Source organism: Pseudomonas sp. HB05, from assembly GCF_016756915.1.
Taxonomy (GTDB): Bacteria; Pseudomonadota; Gammaproteobacteria; order Pseudomonadales; family Pseudomonadaceae; genus Aquipseudomonas; species Aquipseudomonas alvandae.
The window spans coordinates 324,044-346,335 of the sequence record NZ_JAESPG010000003.1 but is presented as its reverse complement, the minus strand read 5'-3'; the positions used below and the strand labels follow the sequence as shown (position 1 = coordinate 346,335).

Annotated in this window: 16 protein-coding genes; 7 read left to right on the top strand and 9 right to left on the bottom strand. The window is 62.4% G+C overall.

Annotated elements, in window-relative coordinates; all coding sequences use genetic code 11:
• Positions 1 to 57: 57 nt before the first annotated feature.
• The 3 genes from JMN22_RS05660 to JMN22_RS05650 form a co-directional block, all read right to left on the bottom strand.
• A complete protein-coding gene (locus JMN22_RS05660; RefSeq protein WP_030138436.1) occupies positions 58 to 1,161 on the bottom strand; it encodes an extracellular solute-binding protein in 1,104 nt (367 codons plus the stop codon).
• Between the two features lie 216 nt (positions 1,162 to 1,377).
• Entirely contained in the window at positions 1,378 to 2,826 is a 1,449-nt protein-coding gene (locus tag JMN22_RS05655) for an aldehyde dehydrogenase family protein (RefSeq protein WP_198796546.1), read from the bottom strand.
• Entirely contained in the window at positions 2,823 to 4,460 is a 1,638-nt protein-coding gene (locus JMN22_RS05650) for a 5-guanidino-2-oxopentanoate decarboxylase (protein ID WP_198796645.1), read from the bottom strand. Before JMN22_RS05650 ends, JMN22_RS05655 begins: the two co-directional genes overlap by 4 nt.
• 160 nt (positions 4,461 to 4,620) lie before the next feature.
• Here JMN22_RS05650 and JMN22_RS05645 point away from each other — a divergent pair, with 160 nt between their 5' ends.
• Positions 4,621 to 5,502, top strand: a complete 882-nt coding sequence (locus JMN22_RS05645) for a LysR substrate-binding domain-containing protein (RefSeq protein ID WP_030138433.1) — start codon at positions 4,621 to 4,623, stop codon at positions 5,500 to 5,502.
• Between the two features lie 147 nt (positions 5,503 to 5,649).
• Here the strand turns inward: JMN22_RS05645 and JMN22_RS05640 are convergent, their stop codons facing one another.
• Together JMN22_RS05640 and metE are read right to left on the bottom strand one after the other, a co-directional pair.
• Positions 5,650 to 6,669, bottom strand: a complete 1,020-nt coding sequence (locus tag JMN22_RS05640) for an alpha/beta fold hydrolase (protein ID WP_030138432.1) — start codon at positions 6,667 to 6,669, stop codon at positions 5,650 to 5,652.
• A 267-nt stretch (positions 6,670 to 6,936) separates the two neighbouring features.
• Positions 6,937 to 9,249 (bottom strand): 5-methyltetrahydropteroyltriglutamate--homocysteine S-methyltransferase, encoded by a 2,313-nt coding sequence (gene metE, locus JMN22_RS05635; protein WP_198796547.1) that lies wholly within the window; start codon positions 9,247 to 9,249, stop codon positions 6,937 to 6,939.
• A gap of 109 nt (positions 9,250 to 9,358) precedes the next feature.
• Here metE and metR point away from each other — a divergent pair, with 109 nt between their 5' ends.
• The gene (metR, locus tag JMN22_RS05630) at positions 9,359 to 10,276 is read left to right on the top strand and encodes a transcriptional regulator MetR (RefSeq protein ID WP_060740854.1); all 918 of its coding nucleotides are present in this window, start codon (positions 9,359 to 9,361) and stop codon (positions 10,274 to 10,276) included.
• Positions 10,277 to 10,465: 189 nt separating this feature from the next.
• Here the strand turns inward: metR and JMN22_RS05625 are convergent, their stop codons facing one another.
• From JMN22_RS05625 to JMN22_RS05610, 4 genes are all read right to left on the bottom strand, one after another.
• A complete protein-coding gene (locus tag JMN22_RS05625; RefSeq protein ID WP_030138429.1) occupies positions 10,466 to 10,963 on the bottom strand; it encodes a GNAT family N-acetyltransferase in 498 nt (165 codons plus the stop codon).
• Entirely contained in the window at positions 10,960 to 11,598 is a 639-nt protein-coding gene (locus JMN22_RS05620; protein ID WP_198796548.1) for a LysE family translocator, read from the bottom strand. The genes JMN22_RS05625 and JMN22_RS05620 overlap by 4 nt, the downstream gene beginning before the upstream one ends.
• Before the next feature lie 24 nt (positions 11,599 to 11,622).
• Positions 11,623 to 12,039 (bottom strand): NUDIX hydrolase, encoded by a 417-nt coding sequence (locus JMN22_RS05615; RefSeq protein ID WP_198796549.1) that lies wholly within the window; start codon positions 12,037 to 12,039, stop codon positions 11,623 to 11,625.
• Between the two features lie 215 nt (positions 12,040 to 12,254).
• Positions 12,255 to 13,622, bottom strand: coding sequence for an HD domain-containing phosphohydrolase (locus JMN22_RS05610; RefSeq protein WP_030138523.1), 1,368 nt, complete (start codon positions 13,620 to 13,622; stop codon positions 12,255 to 12,257).
• A 227-nt stretch (positions 13,623 to 13,849) separates the two neighbouring features.
• Between JMN22_RS05610 and JMN22_RS05605 the strand changes: the two genes are divergently transcribed.
• The 5 genes from JMN22_RS05605 to JMN22_RS05585 are packed head-to-tail and all read left to right on the top strand — an operon-like array spanning position 13,850 to position 22,211.
• Entirely contained in the window at positions 13,850 to 16,141 is a 2,292-nt protein-coding gene (locus JMN22_RS05605; protein ID WP_198796550.1) for an EAL domain-containing protein, read from the top strand.
• Positions 16,138 to 18,012, top strand: a complete 1,875-nt coding sequence (locus JMN22_RS05600; RefSeq protein ID WP_198796551.1) for an EAL domain-containing protein — start codon at positions 16,138 to 16,140, stop codon at positions 18,010 to 18,012. The genes JMN22_RS05605 and JMN22_RS05600 overlap by 4 nt, the downstream gene beginning before the upstream one ends.
• Before the next feature lie 40 nt (positions 18,013 to 18,052).
• Entirely contained in the window at positions 18,053 to 19,012 is a 960-nt protein-coding gene (locus JMN22_RS05595) for a cytochrome-c peroxidase (protein ID WP_198796552.1), read from the top strand.
• On the top strand, positions 19,009 to 20,808 hold the full coding sequence (locus tag JMN22_RS05590) for a DAHL domain-containing protein (RefSeq protein ID WP_030138527.1): 1,800 nt from the start codon (positions 19,009 to 19,011) through the stop codon (positions 20,806 to 20,808). Before JMN22_RS05595 ends, JMN22_RS05590 begins: the two co-directional genes overlap by 4 nt.
• Entirely contained in the window at positions 20,805 to 22,211 is a 1,407-nt protein-coding gene (locus tag JMN22_RS05585; protein ID WP_030138528.1) for an ATP-binding protein, read from the top strand. Before JMN22_RS05590 ends, JMN22_RS05585 begins: the two co-directional genes overlap by 4 nt.
• Positions 22,212 to 22,292: the final 81 nt, after the last annotated feature.

Here is a 22,292-nt window from a genome sequence, read left to right as displayed (position 1 = left end):
TCTCCGTCAACTGACACACCGCTTTCGCGAGCAGGCTCGCTCCCACATTGGGAAAATTCAGGAGGAGAAGATTTCCGTGTACCGGCGGATCCACTGGTCATGCACGGTCGCCAGGAAAGCGTTGTCGTGCATGATTGCCTTGTCGGCGATTTGCTCGGGCGTGAGGATGTACGGGCTCTTGCGCGCTTCGGCAGAGATGATGGCCTTGGCGTTGACCGGGCCGTTGAAGATGTCCTCGGCCATCTTGCCCTGCACCAGCGGGTCGAGGGAGTGGTCGATGAAGGCGTAGGCCAGGTCGGTATCGCCTGGGCGATTTTTCGGCATGACCGAGAGCATCAGGTCGGTGTAGAAACCTTCCTTCATGCCGAACGTCGCGCCAAGGCCATAGGCAGGGTCGCGGATCTGCTTGGGGAAGAACGCCGGCGCGTACAACCCGCCCATGTCCAGGGAACCGGTGCGGAACAGTTCGGCGATCTGGTTGGGGTTTTCCCCCAGGGTCATCACCCGATCCTTGAGCTCGGCGAGCTTCTTGAACCCAGGTTCGATGTTGTGTTCGTCACCGCCGGCCAGTTTCGCGGCGATGATGATCAGGTCCATGGCCTCGGTCCAGTTCGGCGGCGGCAGGAAGATATTCGGCGCCAACTCCCCATCCCAAAGCGCGGCGTAGCTGTCCGGCGCCTGTTTCAAGGTGCGAGTGCTGTAGACCAGGCTGTTGCACCACAACAGATAACCGATGCCATGCCCGCCCGCGCCCGTGCGGTATTGCGCCGGCACATCGACCAGGTTGGGAATGCGATTAAGATCAGGTTTTTCCAGCAACCCGGCGGCGGCCAGGCCTTCGGCGCCGACGCCCGCGAGCGTGATGATGTCGTACTGCGGGCGGTCGCCACCGGCCTTGAGCTTGGCGACCATTTCCGACGTGCTGCCGGTTCGATCAGCGATGACCTTGGCCCCGGTCTTGGCCTCGAACGTCGCGGCGATATTGCGCAGTGCGGCCAACCCGGTGTCATCGGACCAGGTCAACAGGCGCAGGGTCTTGCCGACAAACCGCGTGTCGCTGGCCCGGGCGCTGATAAAAGGCACGCTCATGGCGGCCGCCGCGACCGACACCACACTCGCGGTCTTGATGAATTGACGTCTGTTCAGATCATGCTCGCCCATGGAGGACTCCCTTTGTTCTTCTAAGTATGAGGTGGGTAAAACCTGTTGCGCCCGCACCGTCCAACGACGACCAAAGCCCCGTACTGCGAGGGCTTCGCCGCTGTCTGCGGCCATCCTGAGGTTGTGCAAAATCCCTGACTATCGAAAAAAACTCATTGAAGCCATGTCCGTGGCGCATGCCTTTTTTCGAGGCATGCGTGACCGAATAACGGGCCGTCAGACGGCCCGGATCACGTGCTTGATTTCCTGGAACGCCGCCAGTCCCCAAGGGCCTAATTCACGGCCAAGACTGCTCTGCTTGTAGCCGCCCCAAGCGGCCTGGGGAAAAATCACTTGCGGTGCGTTGATCCACACCAGCCCGGCCTGCAAGGCATCGGCGACCTTCCCGGCCGCCTCGGCATCGCGACTGACCACACTGGCGACCAGGCCGAAACGACTGTCGTTGGCCAGGGCAATCGCCTCCGCTTGGGAGCTGAAACTGCGTACACACAGCACCGGTCCGAAAATCTCTTCACACCACAACGCACTGTCCAGGGGCACGTTGGTGAAGAGAGTCGGCTGTAAAAAAAAGCCGCGCGACAGATGCGCAGGTCGCTGACCACCGCACACCAGCGTCGCCCCAGCGCTCAAGCCGCGGTCGATGTGTCCCAGCACCCGCTGGTATTGCGCCTGGTTGACCAGCGCGCCCATTTCCACGTCCGGGTCAAACGGATCGGCTACGCGAATCGCCTCGGCGCGCGACTTGAGCCGTTGCAGGAATTCATCGGCCAGCTCATCCGCCACCAACACCCGAGTGGTGGCCGAACACATCTGCCCGGCATTGAAGAAACCACCGCCGCAGGCCAGCTCCACCGCCAGGTCGAGGTCGGCGTCGGCCAGTACCAGCAAGGACGATTTGCCCCCCAGTTCCAGGCTCACGCCCTTCACCGTTTCCGCCGCCCGTTGCATCACTTGCACGCCCACCGCGTTGCTGCCGGTGAAGGAAATCTTCGCCACCCGCGGGTCCGACGCCAGCGGCGCACCAACGGCCAGGCCCGTGCCACAGACCAGGTTGAACACGCCATCGGGCAAGCCGCATCCGGCGATGATCGAGGCCAGTTCCAGCTCCGGCAACGGCGTGACTTCCGAAGGCTTGAGCACCACGCAGCAGCCGGCGGCCAGGGCCGGCGCGAGTTTCCAGGCGGTGGTGACCATCGGGAAATTCCACGGCACGATCAAGCCGACCACGCCGCAGGGTTCGCGGCGGATGCGTGCGCTGAAATCATCGCTGGGCAACGCCAATGGGCTGTCCTGGCGGACGTCCAGTTCTTCGGCCAACCCGGCGTAATACTCAAAAGTGGCGACCACATCGTCGACATCAATCGCCGCTTCGAACAACGGTTTGCCGTTATTGCTCGATTGCACGTGCATCAGCCGCTCACGAGCATCCCGCACCCCGGCAGCGATACTGCGCAGCAGCGCGCCACGCTCGGCACCCGAGGTGCTTGACCAGGGGCCAAACGCCTGGGTAGCGGCCGCCAAGGCTTGATCAACGGCATGCTCGTCGCCGCCATACACCGTGGTCAGCAGTGCCTCGGTCGCCGGGTTGATCACTCGCAACGGTTGATCGCCCGCCAACCATTCGCCGTTGATGTACAGCCCGTCTTGCGTCGTAGGGAAATTCATTTCGCCACCTGCGCCATCCAGTTCGCCTGATCGATTTCAATCAGCGTCGGGCCCTGCCGATCGCAAGCAACGCGTAATGCAGCGTGCAGTTGCGCCACGCCATCGACGGCTTCGGCAACGCAGCCCAAGGCCTTGGCGACACCAATGAAATCCGGCGTGTAGATGTCCACGCCCACCGGCTCGATGGCGCGGTTGACCATGTATTTCTTGATCTCTTCGTAGCCTTGGTTATTCCACAGCAGCACGATCACTGGCGTGCGCGCTTCCACCGCGCTGGCCAGTTCCGGCAGGGTGAACTGCAAGCCGCCGTCGCCGATCAGGCACACCACGGGCGGGCGACCATGACCGTTGTCGACACCGCCAAGCCAGGCGCCGATCGCCGCCGGCAACGCGTAGCCGAGGGTGCCGTAGCCCGTGGACGAGTTGAACCAGCGGCGCGGGCGTTCGGGATTGAAGGTGAGGTTGCCGGTGTAGACCGGCTGGGTGGAATCGCCGACGAAAACCGCTTCGGGCAATGCCCGCAGAATCGTCTCGAGGAACAGCGTCTGGGCGCGGGTCGGGACGTCCCATTGCTGATCGAGTTCAACCCGCAGCCGCTCGACACGAACCGCGCCCCAATTGTTGTCGCCCGCGCCGTGCACGCGACGGTTCAATGCATCGAGCAATGCCTGGGCGGCACTGCGGGCGTCGGCCACCAGCGCCAGTTTTGGCGGGTAGTTGCGCACGGTCTGGTCGGGGTCGATGTCGATGCGCAACAACGCGCCGGGAATCTCGAAGCCACCGGCGAAAGTGACGTCGTAATCAGTCTCGGCCAGCTCGGTGCCGATCGCCAGCACCACGTCGGCTTCGGCCACCAGCGCGCGGGTGGCGACCAGGCTCTGGGTCGAGCCGATCAGCAACGGATGGCGAGACGGCAGCAGGCCCTTGGCATTGATGGTCAACGCCACGGGAGCGCCGAGGCGTTCAACCAGTTCAGTCAACTCGACCCCGGCGTCCAGCGCACCGCCGCCGGCAAGTACCAACGGCCGCCGCGCCGTCGCCAGCAGGGTTGCCATTTGCTCAACGGCACTGGGCGCGGCCCCGGCACGGCTGATATTCACCGGCGTGCTGGTGAGCAAGCCATCGGCCTCCTCCACGAGCACATCCAACGGTATCTCGATGTGCACCGGTCGCGGCCGCCCGGCCTGGAACAACGCAAAGGCCCGGGCCAGCACGCTCGGCAATTCGCCGGCCGACATCAGCGTATGGGAAAACGCCGCCACACCGCCCACCAATGCGCTCTGGTTCGGCAGCTCGTGCAGCTTGCCGCGCCCGCCACCCAGTTGACTGCGCGACTGCACGCTGGAGATCACCAGCATGGGGATCGAATCGGCGTAGGCCTGGCCCATGGCGGTGGTGATGTTGGTCATGCCAGGACCGGTGATGATGAAGCACACGCCCGGCTTGCCGCTGACCCGGGCGTAACCGTCGGCCATGAAACCGGCGCCCTGCTCATGGCGCGGCGTCACATGGCGGATGCTCGAGCGGGCCAGCCCGCGGTACAACTCGACGGTGTGCACGCCTGGGATGCCGAACACCTGCTCCACGCCATAGCCTTCGAGTAACTTGACCAATACTTCGCCGCACGTCGCCATTGCCATTGCCTTTTTCTTGTCTTCAAAAGAGCCCCGCACGTCACCTGGCGGGCCCCTTTTGTTCTGAGGGAATGGCGTTATTGGAACGGTCAGGCCGTAGCGGCAACAATGGATAAAAAGTCATACTAGCCATGTCCTCACGTCATGGCTTGGATCCCAAATGAAACGACTCCCTCCGCTGCCGACGCTGCACACGTTTCTGATCACGGCCCAGTGCTGCAACTTCACCCGCGCCGCTGAACAACTGCACATCACCCAGGGCGCGGTGAGCCGGCAGATCGCCGGGCTGGAGGATCATCTGGGGTATGCGCTGTTCCAGCGCCAGGCACGCGGCTTGAGCCTGACCGCCGAGGGCCAGGCGTGGCTGCCCCGGGTGCAGCAAGTGTTCAGCCTGATCGGCGAAGCGGTCGAGCAGATCGGCGAGAAGCGCCAGACCCTCCAGCTCAAGGCCCCGACCTGTGTGATGCGCTGGCTGCTGCCGCGCCTGTTGCAATGGCAGAAGGAGCGCCCGGACGTGCCGGTGGAACTGACCACCACGGTCCGCCACGGCGTGGATTTCCAGCGTGAGGCGTTCGACGCGGCGGTGGTCTACGGCCCGCCGCCCGACGCCTCGCTTGACTGTCTGCACTTGTTCGATGAACAGCTGACACCGGTGTGCTCGCGCCCCTTGCTGGAAGGTCCGGTCCCCTTGGATTCACCCATCGATCTGCAACAACATTTGCTCCTGCACCCCACCGCCGACGAGCGCGACTGGAATGCCTGGCTGGCGGCGGCCGACGTGCACCTGAGCAACGTCAGCAAGGGCCAGCATTTCGAAACCCTGGACCTGGCGATGTCCATGGCCTCCCAAGGCACGGGCGTGGCGATTGGCGACTGGTCGCTGATCGGCGAAGACCTCAGCGCCGGCCGGCTGGTGATGCCGTTCGATTTGAAGGTCAGGACGGGGTTGGGTTATCACCTGGTGTACCCGCGCAAACCCGAGGTGTCGGGCCAGTTGCAGGAATTGATGGGGTGGTTGGTGGAGCAGGCTCAAACACGGTAGTAGCGCCACTGCAGCCCTGTTGGGGCGTGGGTTTTCACCCCGGTGGTAGGGCCCCCCCGCCCCAAAATTTTTGGGGGCGCTTCGCACCCCAGCGGGGATAAATCCCCTCGCCACAAAAGCTCTGCGCACTTTTCAGAAAATGTTCCATCAAAGCAAATTCGGCGCCTGCGCCGGCTCGATCTGCGCCCAGTGCGAGGTGTCTTCGCGATGCTGCTGCAGATACGGCAACACCGCCCCCAGCAACGGTTCCTTGAAGGCTTCCTGAAAGCGATGGGCCAGGCCCGGGATCAGCTTCAACTGGCTGCCGCGGATATGCGCCGCGAGGTGCACGCCATGCATCACCGGCAACAACGGATCGGCAGTGCCGTGGACGACCAGGGTCGGCACCTGCAGTTGGTTCAGCAGCGCCACCCGGCTCGGCTCGGCCATGATCGCCATGATCTGGCGCTTCACACCCTCGGGGTTGAAGGCCCGGTCGTAGGCGACCGCCGCCTGGTGCAGCAGGACCTGCCGATCATCCACCACCATCGGGCTGCCCAGCGCAGCGAGCAAGTCGGCCTGCTGCTCCAGCGCCACCTCGCGATTCGGTGCGCTGCGCCGCGATAACAATTGCACCAGGGTTTCACTGGGCGCCGGCAAGCCTTGCGCGCCTGAAGTGGTCATGATCAGCGTCAGGCTCTCGACACGCCCGGGCGCCATTGCGGCCATGTGCTGGGCGATCATGCCGCCCATGCTGACGCCCAATACATGGAAGCTTTGCACGTGCAGAGCGTCCATCAAGCCCAGGCCATCGGCGGCCATGTCCGTCAGTGAATAAGGCGCCGCCACGGGCAGGCCGAGTTTGTAGCGCAGGGCCTCGAACGTGAGGTTGGCGCTGCCGGGCGCCTGGCGCCAGGCGGACAGGCCGACGTCGCGGTTGTCATAGCGGATCACCCGGAAACCTTGTTCGCATAGCGCGACCACCACTTCGTCCGGCCAGTGGATCAACTGCCCGCCCAAGCCCATCACCAACAACAGCGCCGGGTCGGAGGCACGCCCGATGCTCTGGTACGCCAGGCTTACCTGGTCCAGGTCGACCCGTTGGGTCGCGACATTGACATCACAACGAGAAGCCGCCAACGACGGCAAGCCGCACAACAACGCGGCCAGGAAAATGAATACACGCATGAAGAAACACCAAAACGCAGAACCCCAGTAGAGCGCGAGTCTGATGAAGTTTGTTCAAGCGCGCTGCCACAGTTGCGTGACAGTTTGATGAAGATTGCCGAGTGGTTATCTGAAGCCATGATCACCCGTGGCGAGGGAGCTTGCTCCCGCTGGGCTGCGTAGCAGCCCTTTGGGTTTGTCTGACGCACCGTGGTGGCGGGGAGATGTTCTGGGGTTGCTGCGCAACCCAGCGGGAGCAAGCTCCCTCGCCACGGGGGCGGTGGTGGTTCAGGCAACCTGCCCCCGCAACTGCCGCGCTGCCGCCACCATGTTCACCAGCGCCGCTTCCGTCTCCGGCCATGCCCGGGTCTTCAGCCCGCAATCGGGGTTGACCCACAACCGTTCGGCGGGGATGCGCTGCACGGCCTTGCGCATCAGCGCCACCATTTCGGCGGTGTCCGGCACCCTCGGCGAGTGGATGTCGTAGACGCCCGGGCCGATGTCGTTGGGGTAGTCGAACGCCTCGAATGCATCGAGCAGTTCCATGTCCGAACGCGAGGTTTCGACGGTGATGACATCGGCGTCCATGTCGGCGATGGCCTTGATCACGTCGTTGAATTCGCTGTAGCACATGTGGGTGTGAATCTGGGTTTCATCGCTCACGCCCGAGGCGCTCAGGCGGAACGCTTCCACGGCCCAATCGAGGTATTCCTGCCATTGCCCGCGCCGCAGCGGCAAGCCTTCGCGAAAGGCCGCTTCGTCGATTTGCACAATAGCGATCCCGGCTTTTTCCAGGTCCAGCACCTCGTCGCGCAAGGCCAGGGCCAACTGTCGGGCCTGGGTCTTGCGTGACACGTCCTCCCGGGGGAACGACCACATCAACATGGTCACGGGGCCGGTGAGCATGCCTTTCATGGGTTTGTCGGTGAGACCTTGCGCGTAGCGAATCCAATCGACCGTCATCGCCTCGGGCCGGCTGATGTCACCAAAGATGATCGCCGGTTTCACACACCGCGAGCCGTAGCTCTGTACCCAGCCAAAACGGGTGAAAGCGTAGCCGTCCAGTTGCTCGGCGAAGTATTCGACCATGTCGTTGCGCTCGGCTTCACCGTGCACCAGCACGTCCAGGCCCAGGCGTTCCTGGATCTGCACCGCGTGGCGGATCTCGGTGTGCATCGCGTCCTGGTAATCGTTGGCCGACAGCGTGCCTTGCTTGTAGGCCTGGCGCGCCAGACGAATCGCCGGTGTCTGTGGGAAGGAGCCAATGGAGGTGGTGGGAAACGCTGGCAGCTGGAGCCGCACACGCTGTTGCTCGATGCGCTTGGCAAACGGCGAGCGCCGTTGGCTGTCCTGTGGACCGATCGCCGCCAGACGCTCCTGGACGTGGGGTTTATGGATACGCGCCGAGGCCGCGCGGCGGGCCTGTACTGCTCGGCTGTGGATCAACGCCTGCTGTACGCCAGGCGCCTGCGGATCGTTCAGCGCATCGCGCAACACCGCGACTTCGCCGCACTTCTGCACGGCGAACGCCAGCCAGCTCTTGAGTTCGGGATCGAGTTTGTCTTCGCGCTCCAGATCCACCGGGCTGTGCAGCAGCGAGCAGGACGTGCTGACCCACAGGTTATCGCCGAAGCGTTCCTGGGCCGGTCGCAACTGCGCCAGCGCCTGCTCCAACTCACAACGCCAGACGTTGCGACCGTTGACCAGGCCCACCGAGAGAATCTTGTAGGTCGGCAGGCGGTCCAGCACTTGCCCCAATTGTTCCGGGGCGCGCACCGCGTCGATGTGCAAGCCGTCCACCGGCAGGCTCACCGCCAGGCCGAGGTTGTCTTCCAGGCCACTGAAATAGGTCGCCACCAGTTTTTTCAGCGGCGAGTACTGGAGGATGTGATAAGCGCGCTCGAAGGCGCTTTTCCAGGCCAGTGGCAGGTCAAGGGTAAGAATCGGCTCATCGATCTGCACCCACTCCACGCCTTGGGCCTTGAGGCGATTGAGGATCTCACCGTAGACCGGCAGCAGGCGCTCCAGCAGGTCGAGCTTGTCGAAGTCGCCGCCCTTGGCCTTGCCCAGCCACAAGTACGTCAGCGGGCCGATGATCACCGGTTTGACCCGATGCCCGAGGGCGTGGGCTTCGTCGACTTCGTCGAACAGCTGCTCCCAGCTCAGGGCGAAGGTCTGGTCGGCGGAAAACTCCGGGACCAGGTAGTGATAGTTGGTATCGAACCACTTGGTCAGCTCCTGGGCGTACGGCGCCTGACCGTGACCGGCGCCGCAGCAACGGGTCGTGGCGCCACGGGCCATGGCGAACAAGGTGTCGAGCGTCGGCCGGCCCTGGTCATCCAGGGTGCCGTGGAAACGTGGCGGGACGGCGCCCAGCGTCAAGCTGTGGCTGAGCACTTGGTCGTACCAGGCAAAGTCGCCCACCGGCAGCAGGTCGATGCCGGCGTCTTTCTGCAATTGCCAGTGCCGGGCCCGCAATTCACGCCCAACGGCTTGCAAAGCGGTCGGGGCCAGGTCGCCTTTCCAATAGGCTTCGAGGGCTTTCTTCAGTTCACGGTCGGCGCCGATGCGGGGAAAACCGAGGGTATGGGCCAGGGCCATGGTGAATGTCCTTCTGTAAAAGATGGCGCCATTGTCGACAGCCAGCCCCACATGAGACAAACTCAACCTTTTCGTGTTGATCACAAGTTTTATTCATGGAGCAACCCCGGTGCTTGAACTCCGTCATCTGAAGACGCTGCATGCCTTGCGCGAAGCCGACAGCCTGGTGGAAGCCGCCGAACGCTTGCACCTGACCCAATCCGCGCTGTCCCACCAATTCAAGGAATTGGAAGAGCGCCTGGGCATGCAGTTGTTCGTGCGCAAGACCAAACCGGTCCGTTTCACCAGTGCCGGCCTGCGCCTGCTGCAACTGGCCGACGCCGCCTTGCCGCTGCTGCGCAGCGCCGAACGGGACATTGCACGGCTGGCAGGCGGCACCGCCGGACGCCTACACATGGCCATCGAATGCCATAGCTGCTTCCAGTGGCTGATGCCGACCATCGACCAGTTCCGCGATGCCTGGCCCGAAGTCGAACTCGATCTCGCCTCGGGCTTTGCCTTCGCCCCGCTGCCGGCCCTGGCCCGTGGCGACCTGGACCTGGTGGTGACCTCCGACCCGCTGGAACTTGCTGGCATCACCTACGTGCCGCTGTTCACCTACGAAGCGATGCTCGCCGTTGCCAACCAGCATCGGCTGGCGGGCAAGCCATACATCGTGCCCGAAGACTTGATCAGCGAAACCTTGATCACGTATCCGGTGGAGCGCGATCGCCTGGACATCTTCACTCGGTTCCTCGAGCCAGCCGACATCGAACCGGCCCAGGTCCGCACCTCCGAGCTGACGGTGATGATGATGCAATTGGTCGCCAGCGGCCGAGGCGTCTGCGGCATGCCGCATTGGGCGCTGCATGAATACAGCTCGCGGGGCTACGTGAAGGCCAAGCGGCTGGGGGAGAAAGGCTTGTTCGCCACGCTCTACGCGGCGGTGCGGACCGACATGCTGGATGCGCCGTATATGCGCGATTTTTTGCTGACGGCGAAGGACACGTCGTTCTCTACCCTTGACGGTGTTAGCGCGGTTCGCTGACAGACGGCTTTTGTGGCGAGGGGATTTAGCGAAACGTCGCACCGCCCCGCTGGGGCGCGGAGCGGCCCTCAAAACAGGCAATTCGGTGTGTCAGGAAGATTGAGTTCTCTGGGTTAGGGCTGCTGCGCAGCCCAGCGGGGATAAATCCCCTCGCCACAAAAAGCTCCATCACTCAAATCGGTAGTTAGCTCAAAGCTCAAGCCACATATGGACCTTGTCGAGGTATTCGTCCCCCACGCGGATCGCCATCGGCTCAAGGCCATACAGCACGAAACCGCAGCGTTGGTAGAGCTTGATCGCCGGCTCGTTGCCGGCGGTGACGGTCAGTTGCACGAGGCGCAGGAAGTCATGGCGACGGGCTTCGTCGAGGGCGGCCTGCATCAGGCGTTCGCCCAACCCGGTGTGACGATGGGGCTCGACGACGTACATGCCAAACAACGTCGCCTTGTGCCGGGCCTTCAGCCGGGGCTCCAGAGCCAGGCCGACGATACCGACCAGTTCATCCGCCACGAACGCGCCGAGGATCACTTCGAGCCGGCTGGTCAGGCGCGATTCCCACCAATTGATGGGCAGCGCCGCTCGTTCGCTGGCGCTGGAGGTGAAGGCCTGTGGATGAAATTCATAAGCCTGGAGCATCAACTCGCGATAGCCCTCGGCATCACCTGCCTTCAGCCGTCGGATGCTCACGCCGAACGCCGTTGCTCAAGCATCAGTCGCAGGGCCAGCGCACCAAGCACGAAACCCATGCAATAGCGCTGCGCCGCCAGCCAGGTCGGGTTGTGGACGAACCACGAGGCAATCCCGGCGGCGAACAGCGCGATCAGCAGGTTGACGCTGAAACTCACGCTGATCTGCGTCAGCCCGAGGATGATGCTCTGGGTGAACAGCGAACCGTGTTCCGGGCTGATGAACTGCGGGAACACCGACAGGTAGAACACCGCGATCTTCGGGTTCAAGGCGCTGGTGAGAAAACCCATGGTGATCAGCTTGCGGGTCGAGTCAGCCGGCAGTTGCTGGGCCTGAAACGGCGAACGCGCGCCGGGTTTCACGGCTTGCCAGGCCAGCCACAACAGGTACAGCGCACCGGCCCATTTCAGCACTTCATAGGCCATGGGCACTGCCAGGAACACCGCCGTCAGCCCCGCCGCAGCGGCAAACATGTGCACGAAGAAGCCCGCCACCACCCCTAGCAAAGAAGTGACGCCGGCCTTGCGGCCCTGGCAGATCGAACGGGAAATCAGGTAGATCATGTTCGGGCCGGGCGTGAGCACCATCAACAACGCGGCGGCGGCGAAAATCAGCAGGTCCGGCAATGGAATCATGAGTATCAGTCCTTGAGTCTTGGATCAGCAGGTCGCGAGGCAAGTGGCCCGATAAAACGGCAGGATTACCTCGCCTGTCAATGGCGCCAGGAAAAGATCAATGTCGCCAATCGTGTCGACCCAGCAGATTTCTTCGATCTCAGCGGCGGGAAAAACCACTGCGTCGATGTCGAGCAAAAAAACTTCGGCCTGCACGATGAACCCCGGCTCATTGGCAGCCGGCGCACTGAACTGCCCCAGATGACGGGCCTGCTCCGGATCGATCTTGAGCCCAAGTTCTTCGTCCAATTCCCGAGCCAGGGCCTGGACCGGTTGCTCATGGGCTTCGATCTTGCCACCCGGCTGCATGAAGGCCAGGGTTCCGCGCTTGCGCACCAGCAGGGTTCGGCCGTCCGGGCCGATGAGCAGGGCGGCGGCGATGCGGATCAGGGGGGTGGTCATGTTTTACAGAACCTCAGGCGGAAAATGCCGGGGAGACTACAGATCGCGGCGGCGGGGAGCAAAGCCTGGCGCCATTCCACAACCCACCGCAGTCCTTTGTGGGAGCGAGCTTGCTCGCGATAGCGGTGTGTCAGTCGAAAAATATCTGACTGATACTCCGCTATCGCGAGCAAGCTCGCTCCCACAGGGGAACCGAATCGCCTGTCAGACTTTCATCACCCCAACATCGGCTTCGGCGCCGAAGGGTCCGCCTCTTCTTCCGGAATCTTGACGAACACGCTGTACCGCGCCCCTTCCATCGCTTCGAAAGCGATGAGCTTTTCGATCAGCGGGCCGCTCATGACCTTGCCGGCGTTGAGCAGCAGCATGCCGTTGTCGGCGTTGAGGTTGCGCGCCAGGACCATGCCGGCCGCCAGCTCGCGGGTGGTCACGACCTTCACCGTCGGGTCGGACAGGGTCACGTCTTCCAGGTATTCGGCACACGCCTTGATGAAGTCCTCGACCAGGTCCGGGTCGTACAACTTGCCGGCGTATTTGCGGATGTAGACCAGCGCTTCGTCGCTGTTCATCTGCCGTTCCAGGATCAACCCGCGCTGCAACTCGATGAAATCCACCGCCAGCTTCAGCAGCCGCGAGCCGAACGGAATGGCCTCGCCGCGCAGGTGATCGGGGAAACCGCTGCCGTCCCAACGCTCCTGGTGATGAAGGATGATCCGCGCCGCGTCCTTCATCGGGTCGAGCGTCATCAGCAGCGATTCGCTCTGCTTCGGATAGGCGCGGTACAGCTCCAGTTCGCTGTGGTGCAGCATGTCGGCAGGCGTGACCATCATGTTGTCGGTCCAGCTCAGCTTGCCGATGTTGTAGAGCGCCCCGGCCATGGTCAGGTCGCGGTCGGTGGATTCGTCGAGGAAGTTGAGCCGGCTATAGACCCGGAGCAGCTCGATGATCTGCCGGTTGGTCTGCTTGGCCTTGGGCAGGCGCAGGTTGGCGATCAGCGAGAACACCTCGGTGCCGGTCACGTAGCTGCGCTTGAGCTCTTCATAGGCCAGGTCGAGCATGTCGGCGGTCTGCTGCAGCTCGGAAGTGCGCGACGCCACGCGTTTTTCCAGCGTGGCGTTGAGGGTCTTGAGTTGCTGGTTCTGCTCGCGGTTCAGCACTTCGAGGCGCTGGCGCTCGCTTTCCGAGTGCTGGTGGGCCAAGGCCTGGCGCAGGGCCTGCACCAGCTCCTCGTCGTTCCAGGGTTTGCTCAGGTAGCGATAGAGCTGCCCCTCGTTGATCGCCTTGGTCATCATGTCCACGTCGGCATAACCGGTGAGCAGGATGCGTAACGTCGAGGGATACAGCTTGCGGATTTCTGACAGCAGCGTGGCACCGTCCATATTGGGCATGCGCGCGTCGGTCATGACCAGGTCGACTGGCCGCTCCTTGAGGATCTCCAGCGCCTTGGCGCCGCTGTCGGCCAGCAGGATTTCATACGGCTGGCTGCGCAACAGCCGACGCAGGCTGTTGAGGATCGATTCTTCGTCATCGACCAACAACACCGTCGGCTTCGTAACCGGAACGTTCGACGATTGATCTTCCATTGATATCCCCTCCCCATTGACGACCACCGTTCTACATCACCCCTGAGAGACAGGCTAGTAGATCGCGAATATTTAGACACAATTCGCCATCACTCACCTCGCGCTTCCGATGAGCCGACTATGCTGTACCCCATGAAGGGCCAAGTACAGGCCGAATACTCATGCTAGCGAAAGGGATATCCGATGTTCCCACGGTTCTGTAGTCCGCATTTCGACGGTGCACGGCCATGAGCCTGTCGTCGGAACGATCCAATCGGCGAATATTAATTGTCGACGACACGCAAACCATTCATGAGGATTTTCGAAAGATCCTCAGCCCCGACGCAGCCCCTGAAGACAACCTGAGCAGCGCTGAAGAAGCCTTGTTCGGCGCACCGGTGGCGGTTTCCAGCCAGAGTTTCGAACTCGACTCGGCGTTCCAGGGCATGGAAGCCCTGAACAAGGTCGAAACGGCCCTGGCCCAGGGCAAGCCCTTCGCCATGGCCTTTATCGACATGCGCATGCCGCCAGGTTGGGACGGCCTCGAAACCATCGAGCGGCTGTGGCGCGTCGACCCCAAGCTGCAAGTGGCGCTGTGCACGGCTTATTCGGATTATTCCTGGGAAGATATCGCCGATCGCCTCGAATTGGGCGACCGGCTGCTGATCCTGAAGAAACCCTTCGATGCCATCGAAATCCGCCAGATGGCCAGCACCCTGACCGTCAAATGGCAGATGACCGAAGACGCCGCGCTGAAGATGGACATGCTCGAACGGGCCGTGGAAGAGCGCACCCGGGAGCTGGCCGACGCCAACATCATCGTGCAGAACAGCCCGACCATCCTTTATCGCCTGCGCGGCGAACCGCCGTTCCCACTGATGTACATCTCCCACAACATCACCAAGTTCGGCCATGTCGCGGCGCAACTGATCGACTCGCCGGACTGGGCACAAATCCTGATCCATCCCGACGACCAGGCCAAGGTCGACGAAGCCATGATCCGCGTGCTGGACCGCGACAACGCCGGCGCCTCCATCGAATTTCGCATGCGCACCGGCGACGGCACGTTCCGCTGGGTGGAGAACCGCTACATTCCGGTGCGCAATGAGCAAGGCCTGCTGCTGGAAGTCGAAGGCATCATCCTCGACATCACCGAGCGCAAGCTGGCCGAGGAGAAGATCGCCCTGCTGGCGCGCACCGATGGCCTGACCGGGCTGGCCAACCGCGCCACCATGATCGAGCGCCTGCACCAGGCCTTCGCCGCGGCACGCCGGGGCGCGGCGCCGTTCGCGATGTTCTACCTGGACCTGGACCACTTCAAGCGCATCAACGACACCCTCGGCCACCCGATCGGCGACCTGCTGTTGCAGGAAGTCGCCGCGCGCATCAAGGCCTGTACCCGGGAGAACGATGTGGTCGCGCGCCTGGGCGGCGACGAATTCGCCATCCTGCAACTGGACGTCCACGAAGCGACCCACTGCGCCGCGCTGGCGGCGAAGATCCGCGACACGCTGGTGGCGCCCTATTCCCTGGACGGCAATGACGTGCGCATTTCCGTGAGCATCGGCATCAGCCTGTACACCTCGCAGAGCCCGAGTGCCGACAGCCTGATGGCGCAATCCGACATGGCCCTCTATCGCTCCAAGGAAAAGGGCCGCAACCAGTATCACTTCCACAACGAGGAAATTAACCAGGAAGTGACGGACCGGGTCGCCCTGGCCAATGACCTGCGCCAGGCCATCGAGAATAACGAGCTTCAACTGCACTACCTGCCGGAAGTCGACCTTGGCACCGGCAAGATCCTCGGCATGGGCGTGCAGGTGCGCTGGAACCATCCCGAACGCGGCTGGCTCGAACCGGCGGCGTTCATGCCCGCCGCCGAGAAAACCGGGATCATCATCGGCCTCGGCCACTGGGTACTCGACCAGGCCTGCCAACAGATGCGCCAATGGCGCGACCAGGGCATGGCGCCGCCGGTGATCGCCATCGACCTGTCCCTGACCCAGCTCAAGACCGGCCCCGAGCTGATTTACGACGTACTGCGCACCACCGCACGCTGGGAGCTGGCGCCCTGGGACCTGCGCTTCGACGTCACCGAAGCGACCCTGGCCCAGACCAAATGGACCCACAACGACGTGTTGCCACGCCTGTGCGAACTGGGCGTGCAGGTCGCCATCGATGATTTCGGCACCGAGTATTCGTCGTTCGATTACCTGAAGACGTACCGGGTCAACCATCTCAAGCTCGCCCAGCGGTTTCTCGACAGCGCCAGTGACGACCCGGAAAACGCCTCGACCTTGCGCGCGATCCTCAACTTCGCCCGGGACGTGGGCATCGGCATCATCGCCGAAGGCGTCGAGACCCAGGAGCAACGCACCACACTGATGTCCAGCGGCGGGCCGATGCAGGCCCAAGGGCACTATTTCAGCACCGTGGTGGACAGCGGCCAGGCCGCCGAACTGCTCAAGGCCGGGACCATCATTCCCGTGGCGGATCACTGGACCCGGCCGGCCAGCCAGCTATCGGAGAGCAACCCATGAACCCCATGTCGGTCCCCGCCAACCGGCGAATCCTCGTGGTGGACGACACACCCGCCATTCACCAGGACTTTCGCAAGATCCTCAGCCCCAGCGCCGGCAATGACGACTCGCTGGACGACACCGAGAGCCTGTTGTTCGGCACGCCACAGGTCAATCGGTTGCAGTTCCAGATCGACTCGGCCTACCAGGGCGAAGAGGCGCTGGAACTGGTCAAGCGCGCCCAGTCCGAAGGCCAGCCCTATGCGCTGGTGTTCGCCGACATGCGCATGCCGCCCGGCTGGGACGGCCTGCAAACCATCGAAGAGCTGTGGAAAGCCGACCCGCGTTTGCAGATCGCCCTGTGCACGGCGTTTTCCGATTACTCATGGGAAACCATGTCCGAACGCATCGAGTTCGACGACCAGTTGTTGATCCTCAAGAAGCCGTTCGACACCCTGGAAATCCGCCAGATGGCCAGTGCCATGACCTGGAAATGGCAACTGGCCCAGGACGCGGCCCGGAAGATGCGCACCCTGGAGCGCACCATCGAGGAGCGGGTCCAGGAATTGCTCAAGGTGTCCCACCTGCTGCAATACGACGTGCTCACCGAACTGCCCAACAGCATGTTGCTCGGTGATCGCCTGACCCAGGCCCTGGCCCAATGCCGCCGCCATGATCGGCAACTGGCGGTGATGTTCATCGGCCTCGACCGTTTCAAGCGCATCAACAATGCGCTGGGGCATCCGGTGGGGGATGAAATGCTCAAGCGCGTGGCGCGGACGCTGGCAACCGTGGTGCGTGAGTCCGACTCGGTGTTTCGCTACGGTTCCGACGAGTTCGTGGTGATCCTGGGCGATATCACCGACCCGCAGATGACCAAGGGCGTGGCGGAAAAACTGCTGGCGGCGATCAACTCCCCGCACCCCATCGATGGACACGATCTGACGGTCACGGCGAGCCTGGGCATCAGCGTATATCCGGCCGACGGCTTCGACGCCGTGGCGCTGATCAAGAAAGCCGAGACGGCGATGCGCAACGTCAAGGAAAACGGCCCCAACGATTACCGTTTTTTCACCGAGGACATGAACCGCCGGGCGCGGCAGCAGCAGACCATCGAGTCCGGCCTGCGCCTGGCCCTGCAGCGCAAGGAGTTCGTACTGCATTACCAGCCCAAGCTCGACCTGGCGAGCGGCAAGGTCGTCGGTGTCGAGGCGCTGGTGCGCTGGAACCGGCCCGACCACGGCCTCGTCTACCCGTCGGACTTCATTCCGGTGGCCGAGGACAGCGGCCTGATCGTGCCGCTGAGCCAATGGGTGCTCCAGGAAGCCTGCCAGCAGGCGTGTCGCTGGCAGGCCGAGGGCATGCGGCCGCTGTACCTGTCGGTCAACGTCTCGGCCATCGATTTTCGCCAGCGCGGTTTCGTCGACGGCATCGCCCGTACCCTCAAGGAAACCGGCCTGGACCCGACACAGTTAGAACTGGAGATCACCGAAAGCGTGCTCATGCAGAACATCGACGCCACCGTTGCCACCCTCAAGGCCATCAAGCACCTGGGTATCCGGCTGGCGATCGATGACTTCGGCACCGGTTATTCAAGCCTGAGTTACTTGCAGAAGTTTCCGGTGGACGTGCTGAAGATCGACCAGTCGTTCGTCGGTGACCTGAGCATCGACAGTAACGACGCCAAGCTGGTGAGCACCATCATCAGCCTGGGCAAGAGCCTGAACCTGCACATCATCGCCGAAGGCGTGGAGACCCGGGACCAATTGGAATTCCTGAAGATCCACCAGTGCGAGGAAGTGCAGGGCTATTACTTCAGCAAGGCCGTGGAGCCGCAAGCGTTCAGCCAATGGATGGCCGAATGGGAACAACGCCCGAACCCGCTTTCGTAAGCGCCAGAGTTCATAAACCCCGTTTCAAGGAAAGCACCCCATGGCGTCACACGGATTGATTCTGGCTCTCGGCCTGCTCGTGGGATTGAGCACCGCCGCTCACGCCGAGCCACTGGACGAACCGCTCAAGCCGCTGCCTGCCGTCCCGAACCTGGACCCCAAGCGGGTCCAGTTGGGCCAGCGGCTGTTCAATGACCCACGACTGTCGGTCAACAACACGCTGTCCTGCGCCAGCTGCCATCGCCTGGACAAGGGCGGTGCCGACGACAAGGCGTTTTCCCTGGGCTTCGACGGCAAGCCGGTGGAAGTCAATACGCCCACCGTGTTCAACGCCAGCCTGAACTTCCATCAGTTCTGGGACGGTCGCGTCGACAACCTGGAAGAACAGGTGCACATGGTAGTCATCAGCCCGACGGAAATGGGCAGCACCTGGGAAACGGTGGTCAAGCGCATCGCCGATGATCCGGACTATGCCAAGGCGTTTTCCAACGCGTATCCCGACGGGGTCAATGAACCGAATATCCGCAACGCCCTCGCCGACTACGAGCGCACCCTGCTGACCCCCAACTCGCGCTTTGACCAATACCTGCTGGGCAACACCGACATCCTCACGCCTCGGGAAAAATTCGGTTACCAGCGCTTCAAGGAATATGGCTGCATCGCTTGTCATCAAGGCGTGAACATCGGCGGCAACATGTTCCAGAAGTTCGGCGTCATGGGCGACTACATCACGGACCGCGGCACCCCCACCCGGGCAGACGAAGGGCGCTTCAACGTCACGGGCGACGAAGCCGACCGCCAGGTGTTCAAGGTACCCAGCCTGCGCAACGTCGCACGCACCGCGCCGTATTTCCACAGTGGCTCGGCGCCCACCCTGGAGCGTGCCGTAGAGGTCATGTTCAAGTACCAGTTGGGCCGCGAGCCCCTGAAAAACGATACGGAGCTGATCGTCGAGTTCCTCAAGACCCTCACGGGTGAATGGGAGGGCAAGCCGCTATGAGCCTCTCCCGCCGCCTCGGCCTGGCCTTCATCGGCGTATTGCTGGCCTCGATTTTGTTGTTCATGTACATCGAGTCGGGTGCCCAGCAGGCTGCCTCGCACATTGAATCAAGGGACCTGATCCGCCTGCTCAAACAGCAGGATGCGATCTGGGATAACGAAGTGCTCAAGTCCCGGGTTGCCCTGAGCCGCAATTACGATCCGCTGGTTTCACCCTTGAATGAAATGGCACGCCTATGGCAGCGCCTGGATGCGATCGAGTCGGAAACGGGACGTCACGCGCCGTCGCTCTGGTCAACCCAGCGCGACGAGTACCTCAAGGCAGTCAAGGAAAAAACCCGCCTGGTGGAGCAGTTCAAGTCCCACAACGCGGTGCTGCGCAACTCCCTGGCCTTCCTGCCCACCGCCGAGGACGACATCCAGCGGCAATTCGCCCAACTGTCTGACGAAGACAAGCTCCGACTGCAAAGCGCCATCATCGACACCTACGACCTATTGCTCAGCACGCTGGAGTTCGCCCAGGTCACCACCCAGGACCAGGCTGCCGAAATCCTGATGGGCCTCAACCAACTGGACGTCAACAAGGAGCGACTGCCCGCGGGGCTCGTCGGCTCCGTCGATATTCTTCGCCGACATATCGCGCTGATCCTTCGCGAGCAACCGTTGGTCAATCAATTGATGCACGACTTCGACGCAGTCCCTCTCGCCCCCCGGTTGGATACCATCACCAACCTGTTGGAAAAGGACCAGGAGGTCGCCGCCGCCAAGCATCAGCGCAACCACATTCTGCTGCTGGTGTTCGCCACCTTCCTGGTGCTGATACTGATCTGGCTGGCCGTCCGGCTGGTGCGCAGTTTCAGCGAAATCAAGCGGGTCAACAGTGCCCTGCAAACCGCCAACGACGAACTCGAACAACGGGTCGAGGAACGGACCCGCCAGCTCAAGGACACCCAGAGCGAACTGATGGACACCGCTCGCCAGGCCGGCATGGCGGAAATTGCCACCAACGTCTTGCACAACGTTGGCAACGTGCTCAACAGCGTGAACATTTCCGCCGACCTGGTCAGCCGCAAGCTGCGCAGCAGCAAGGCCCTGGGGCTGGGCAAGGCGATGAACCTGATCAACGAGCACAGCCACGACCTGGGGCATTTCCTCACCGAGGACGAAAAAGGCAAGCTGCTGCCCGGCTACCTCAACCAATTAGTGGAAGCCATCGCGGTGGAACAACAAGGCCTGACCGACGAACTGGCGCAACTGAGCAAGAGCGTCGATCACATCAAGGACATCGTTTCCACGCAGCAGTCCTACGCGGGCGCCAACACCTTGATGGAACCGCTGGTGGTCAGCGAACTGCTCGAAGATGCCCTGCGCATGAACTCCGGCGCCCTGACCCGCCACCATGTGACGGTGATCAAGGAGTACGGCGAGGTGCCACGGATCATGGGCGACAAGCACCGCCTGCTGCTGATCCTGATCAACCTGATCAGCAATGCCAAATACGCCATGGCCGGGGTTTCCAACCATGCGCGGAACATGACCCTCAAGGCCACGGTCGTAGACGAAGAGCTGCAGATCAGTGTCAAGGACGAAGGCGAAGGCATCCCGGCGGAAAACATGACGCGCATCTTCGCCCATGGTTTTACCACCCGTAAGGACGGCCACGGGTTCGGCCTGCACAGTTGCGCACTGGCGGCGATTGAAATGAACGGCCACCTCACCGTACACAGCGAGGGGCCCGGGACCGGGGCGACATTCGTACTGCAACTGCCCCTGAAACTCGCAGAAGGTGAGCCATGAACAGCATGAGTAACCGGCGCATCCTCTTGATCGACGATACGCCCGCCATCCATGACGACTTCCGAAAGATCCTGACGCCAGAAGAGGAAAGCAACGCCGAACTGCAGGACATGGAAAGCGCACTGTTCGGCGAAGCACCGAAGGCCGTCACCACGGTGTTCGAACTGGATTCGGCCTACGGCGGCCAGGAGGGCCTGGCCAAGTTGCAGCAGGCCCTGGCGAAGGAGCGTCCTTATGCGCTGGCGTTCGTCGACATGCGCATGCCCGAAGGCTGGGACGGCGCCAAGACCATCGAGGAGTTGTGGAAGGTCGACCCGCAATTGCAAGTGGTGGTCTGCACCGCGTACTCGGATTATTCCTGGGACGAATTGCTCGACCGCCTGAACGGCCACGACCGGCTGCTGATATTGAAAAAGCCCTTCGACAACATCGAAGTCCAGCAGATGGCCAACACCCTGACCACCAAATGGGAAATGACCTCCCGCGCCCGTTTGAAAATGAACAAGCTCGAAGACCTGGTGGAACAACGCACCCTGGCGTTCAAGCAGGCCAGCGAGCTGCTGCAGATGGAAATCGACGAGCGCAAGCTGCTCGAGACCCAACTGGTGCAGTCGGAAAAACTCGCCTCGCTGGGTCAACTGGCGGCCGGCGTCGCCCACGAAATCAACAACCCGATCGGCTTCATTTCGTCCAACCTTGGCGCCTTGGGTGGTTATTTCAGCAAGCTCGAGGAAATGCTCCAGGCCTACGGCAGCGCCGAGCAAGCCATTGCCTCGCCGGAACTGGTGATGAACTTGAAGAGTCTGCGCCAGGAGGTGGAGCTGGATTTCCTGGTGGAGGACATTCCGGTCCTGATCAAGGAATCCAAGGACGGCATCGCCCGTGTCGGGCAGATCGTCAAGGACCTCAAGGACTTCTCCCGGGTCGACTCCAGCCAGGAATGGCAGATGGCGAATTTGCAGCAGGGCATGGATTCGACGTTGAACATCGTCGCCAACGAAATCAAGTACAAGGCCGACGTGGTCAAGCAATACAGCCCGCTACCGGAAGTCGAATGCCTGCCGTCGCAGATCAACCAGGTGATCATGAACCTGATCGTCAACGCCGCCCAGGCCATCGGCCCGGAACGCGGCACCATCACCCTGCGCAACGGTGTCGAAGGCGACAACGTCTGGATCGAAGTCGCCGACAACGGCTCGGGCATCCCACCGGAAACCCTGCAGAAAATCTTCGACCCGTTCTTCACCACCAAACCCATCGGCCAAGGCACGGGGCTTGGGTTGTCGTTGTCCTACGGCATCGTGAAGAAACACAACGGTGAGATCACGGTGAGCAGCGAAGTGGGTGTGGGGACGACGTTCCGGGTGGAGTTGCCGGTGCGGCAGATGAAGTTGGCGGGGTGAGTAACACCGGCCTGATCGACTCTGGTTCAAATTGTGGGAGCGAGCTTGCTCGCGATATCGGTGTGACAGTCAACGAAGGTG

Coding starts and splice junctions, on each gene's coding strand:
- JMN22_RS05640 (WP_030138432.1), bottom strand. CDS start 6,669: ATGCGTGTATTCATTTTCCTGGCCGCGTTGTTGTGCGGCTTGCCGTCG.
- JMN22_RS05660 (WP_030138436.1), bottom strand. CDS start 1,161: ATGGGCGAGCATGATCTGAACAGACGTCAATTCATCAAGACCGCGAGT.
- JMN22_RS05605 (WP_198796550.1), top strand. CDS start 13,850: ATGAGCCTGTCGTCGGAACGATCCAATCGGCGAATATTAATTGTCGAC.
- JMN22_RS05610 (WP_030138523.1), bottom strand. CDS start 13,622: ATGGAAGATCAATCGTCGAACGTTCCGGTTACGAAGCCGACGGTGTTG.
- metE (WP_198796547.1), bottom strand. CDS start 9,249: ATGGCCCTGGCCCATACCCTCGGTTTTCCCCGCATCGGCGCCGACCGT.
- JMN22_RS05615 (WP_198796549.1), bottom strand. CDS start 12,039: ATGACCACCCCCCTGATCCGCATCGCCGCCGCCCTGCTCATCGGCCCG.
- JMN22_RS05590 (WP_030138527.1), top strand. CDS start 19,009: ATGAGCCTCTCCCGCCGCCTCGGCCTGGCCTTCATCGGCGTATTGCTG.
- JMN22_RS05655 (WP_198796546.1), bottom strand. CDS start 2,826: ATGAATTTCCCTACGACGCAAGACGGGCTGTACATCAACGGCGAATGG.
- JMN22_RS05595 (WP_198796552.1), top strand. CDS start 18,053: ATGGCGTCACACGGATTGATTCTGGCTCTCGGCCTGCTCGTGGGATTG.
- JMN22_RS05585 (WP_030138528.1), top strand. CDS start 20,805: ATGAACAGCATGAGTAACCGGCGCATCCTCTTGATCGACGATACGCCC.
- JMN22_RS05650 (WP_198796645.1), bottom strand. CDS start 4,460: ATGGCGACGTGCGGCGAAGTATTGGTCAAGTTACTCGAAGGCTATGGC.
- JMN22_RS05600 (WP_198796551.1), top strand. CDS start 16,138: ATGAACCCCATGTCGGTCCCCGCCAACCGGCGAATCCTCGTGGTGGAC.
- JMN22_RS05620 (WP_198796548.1), bottom strand. CDS start 11,598: ATGATTCCATTGCCGGACCTGCTGATTTTCGCCGCCGCCGCGTTGTTG.
- JMN22_RS05645 (WP_030138433.1), top strand. CDS start 4,621: ATGAAACGACTCCCTCCGCTGCCGACGCTGCACACGTTTCTGATCACG.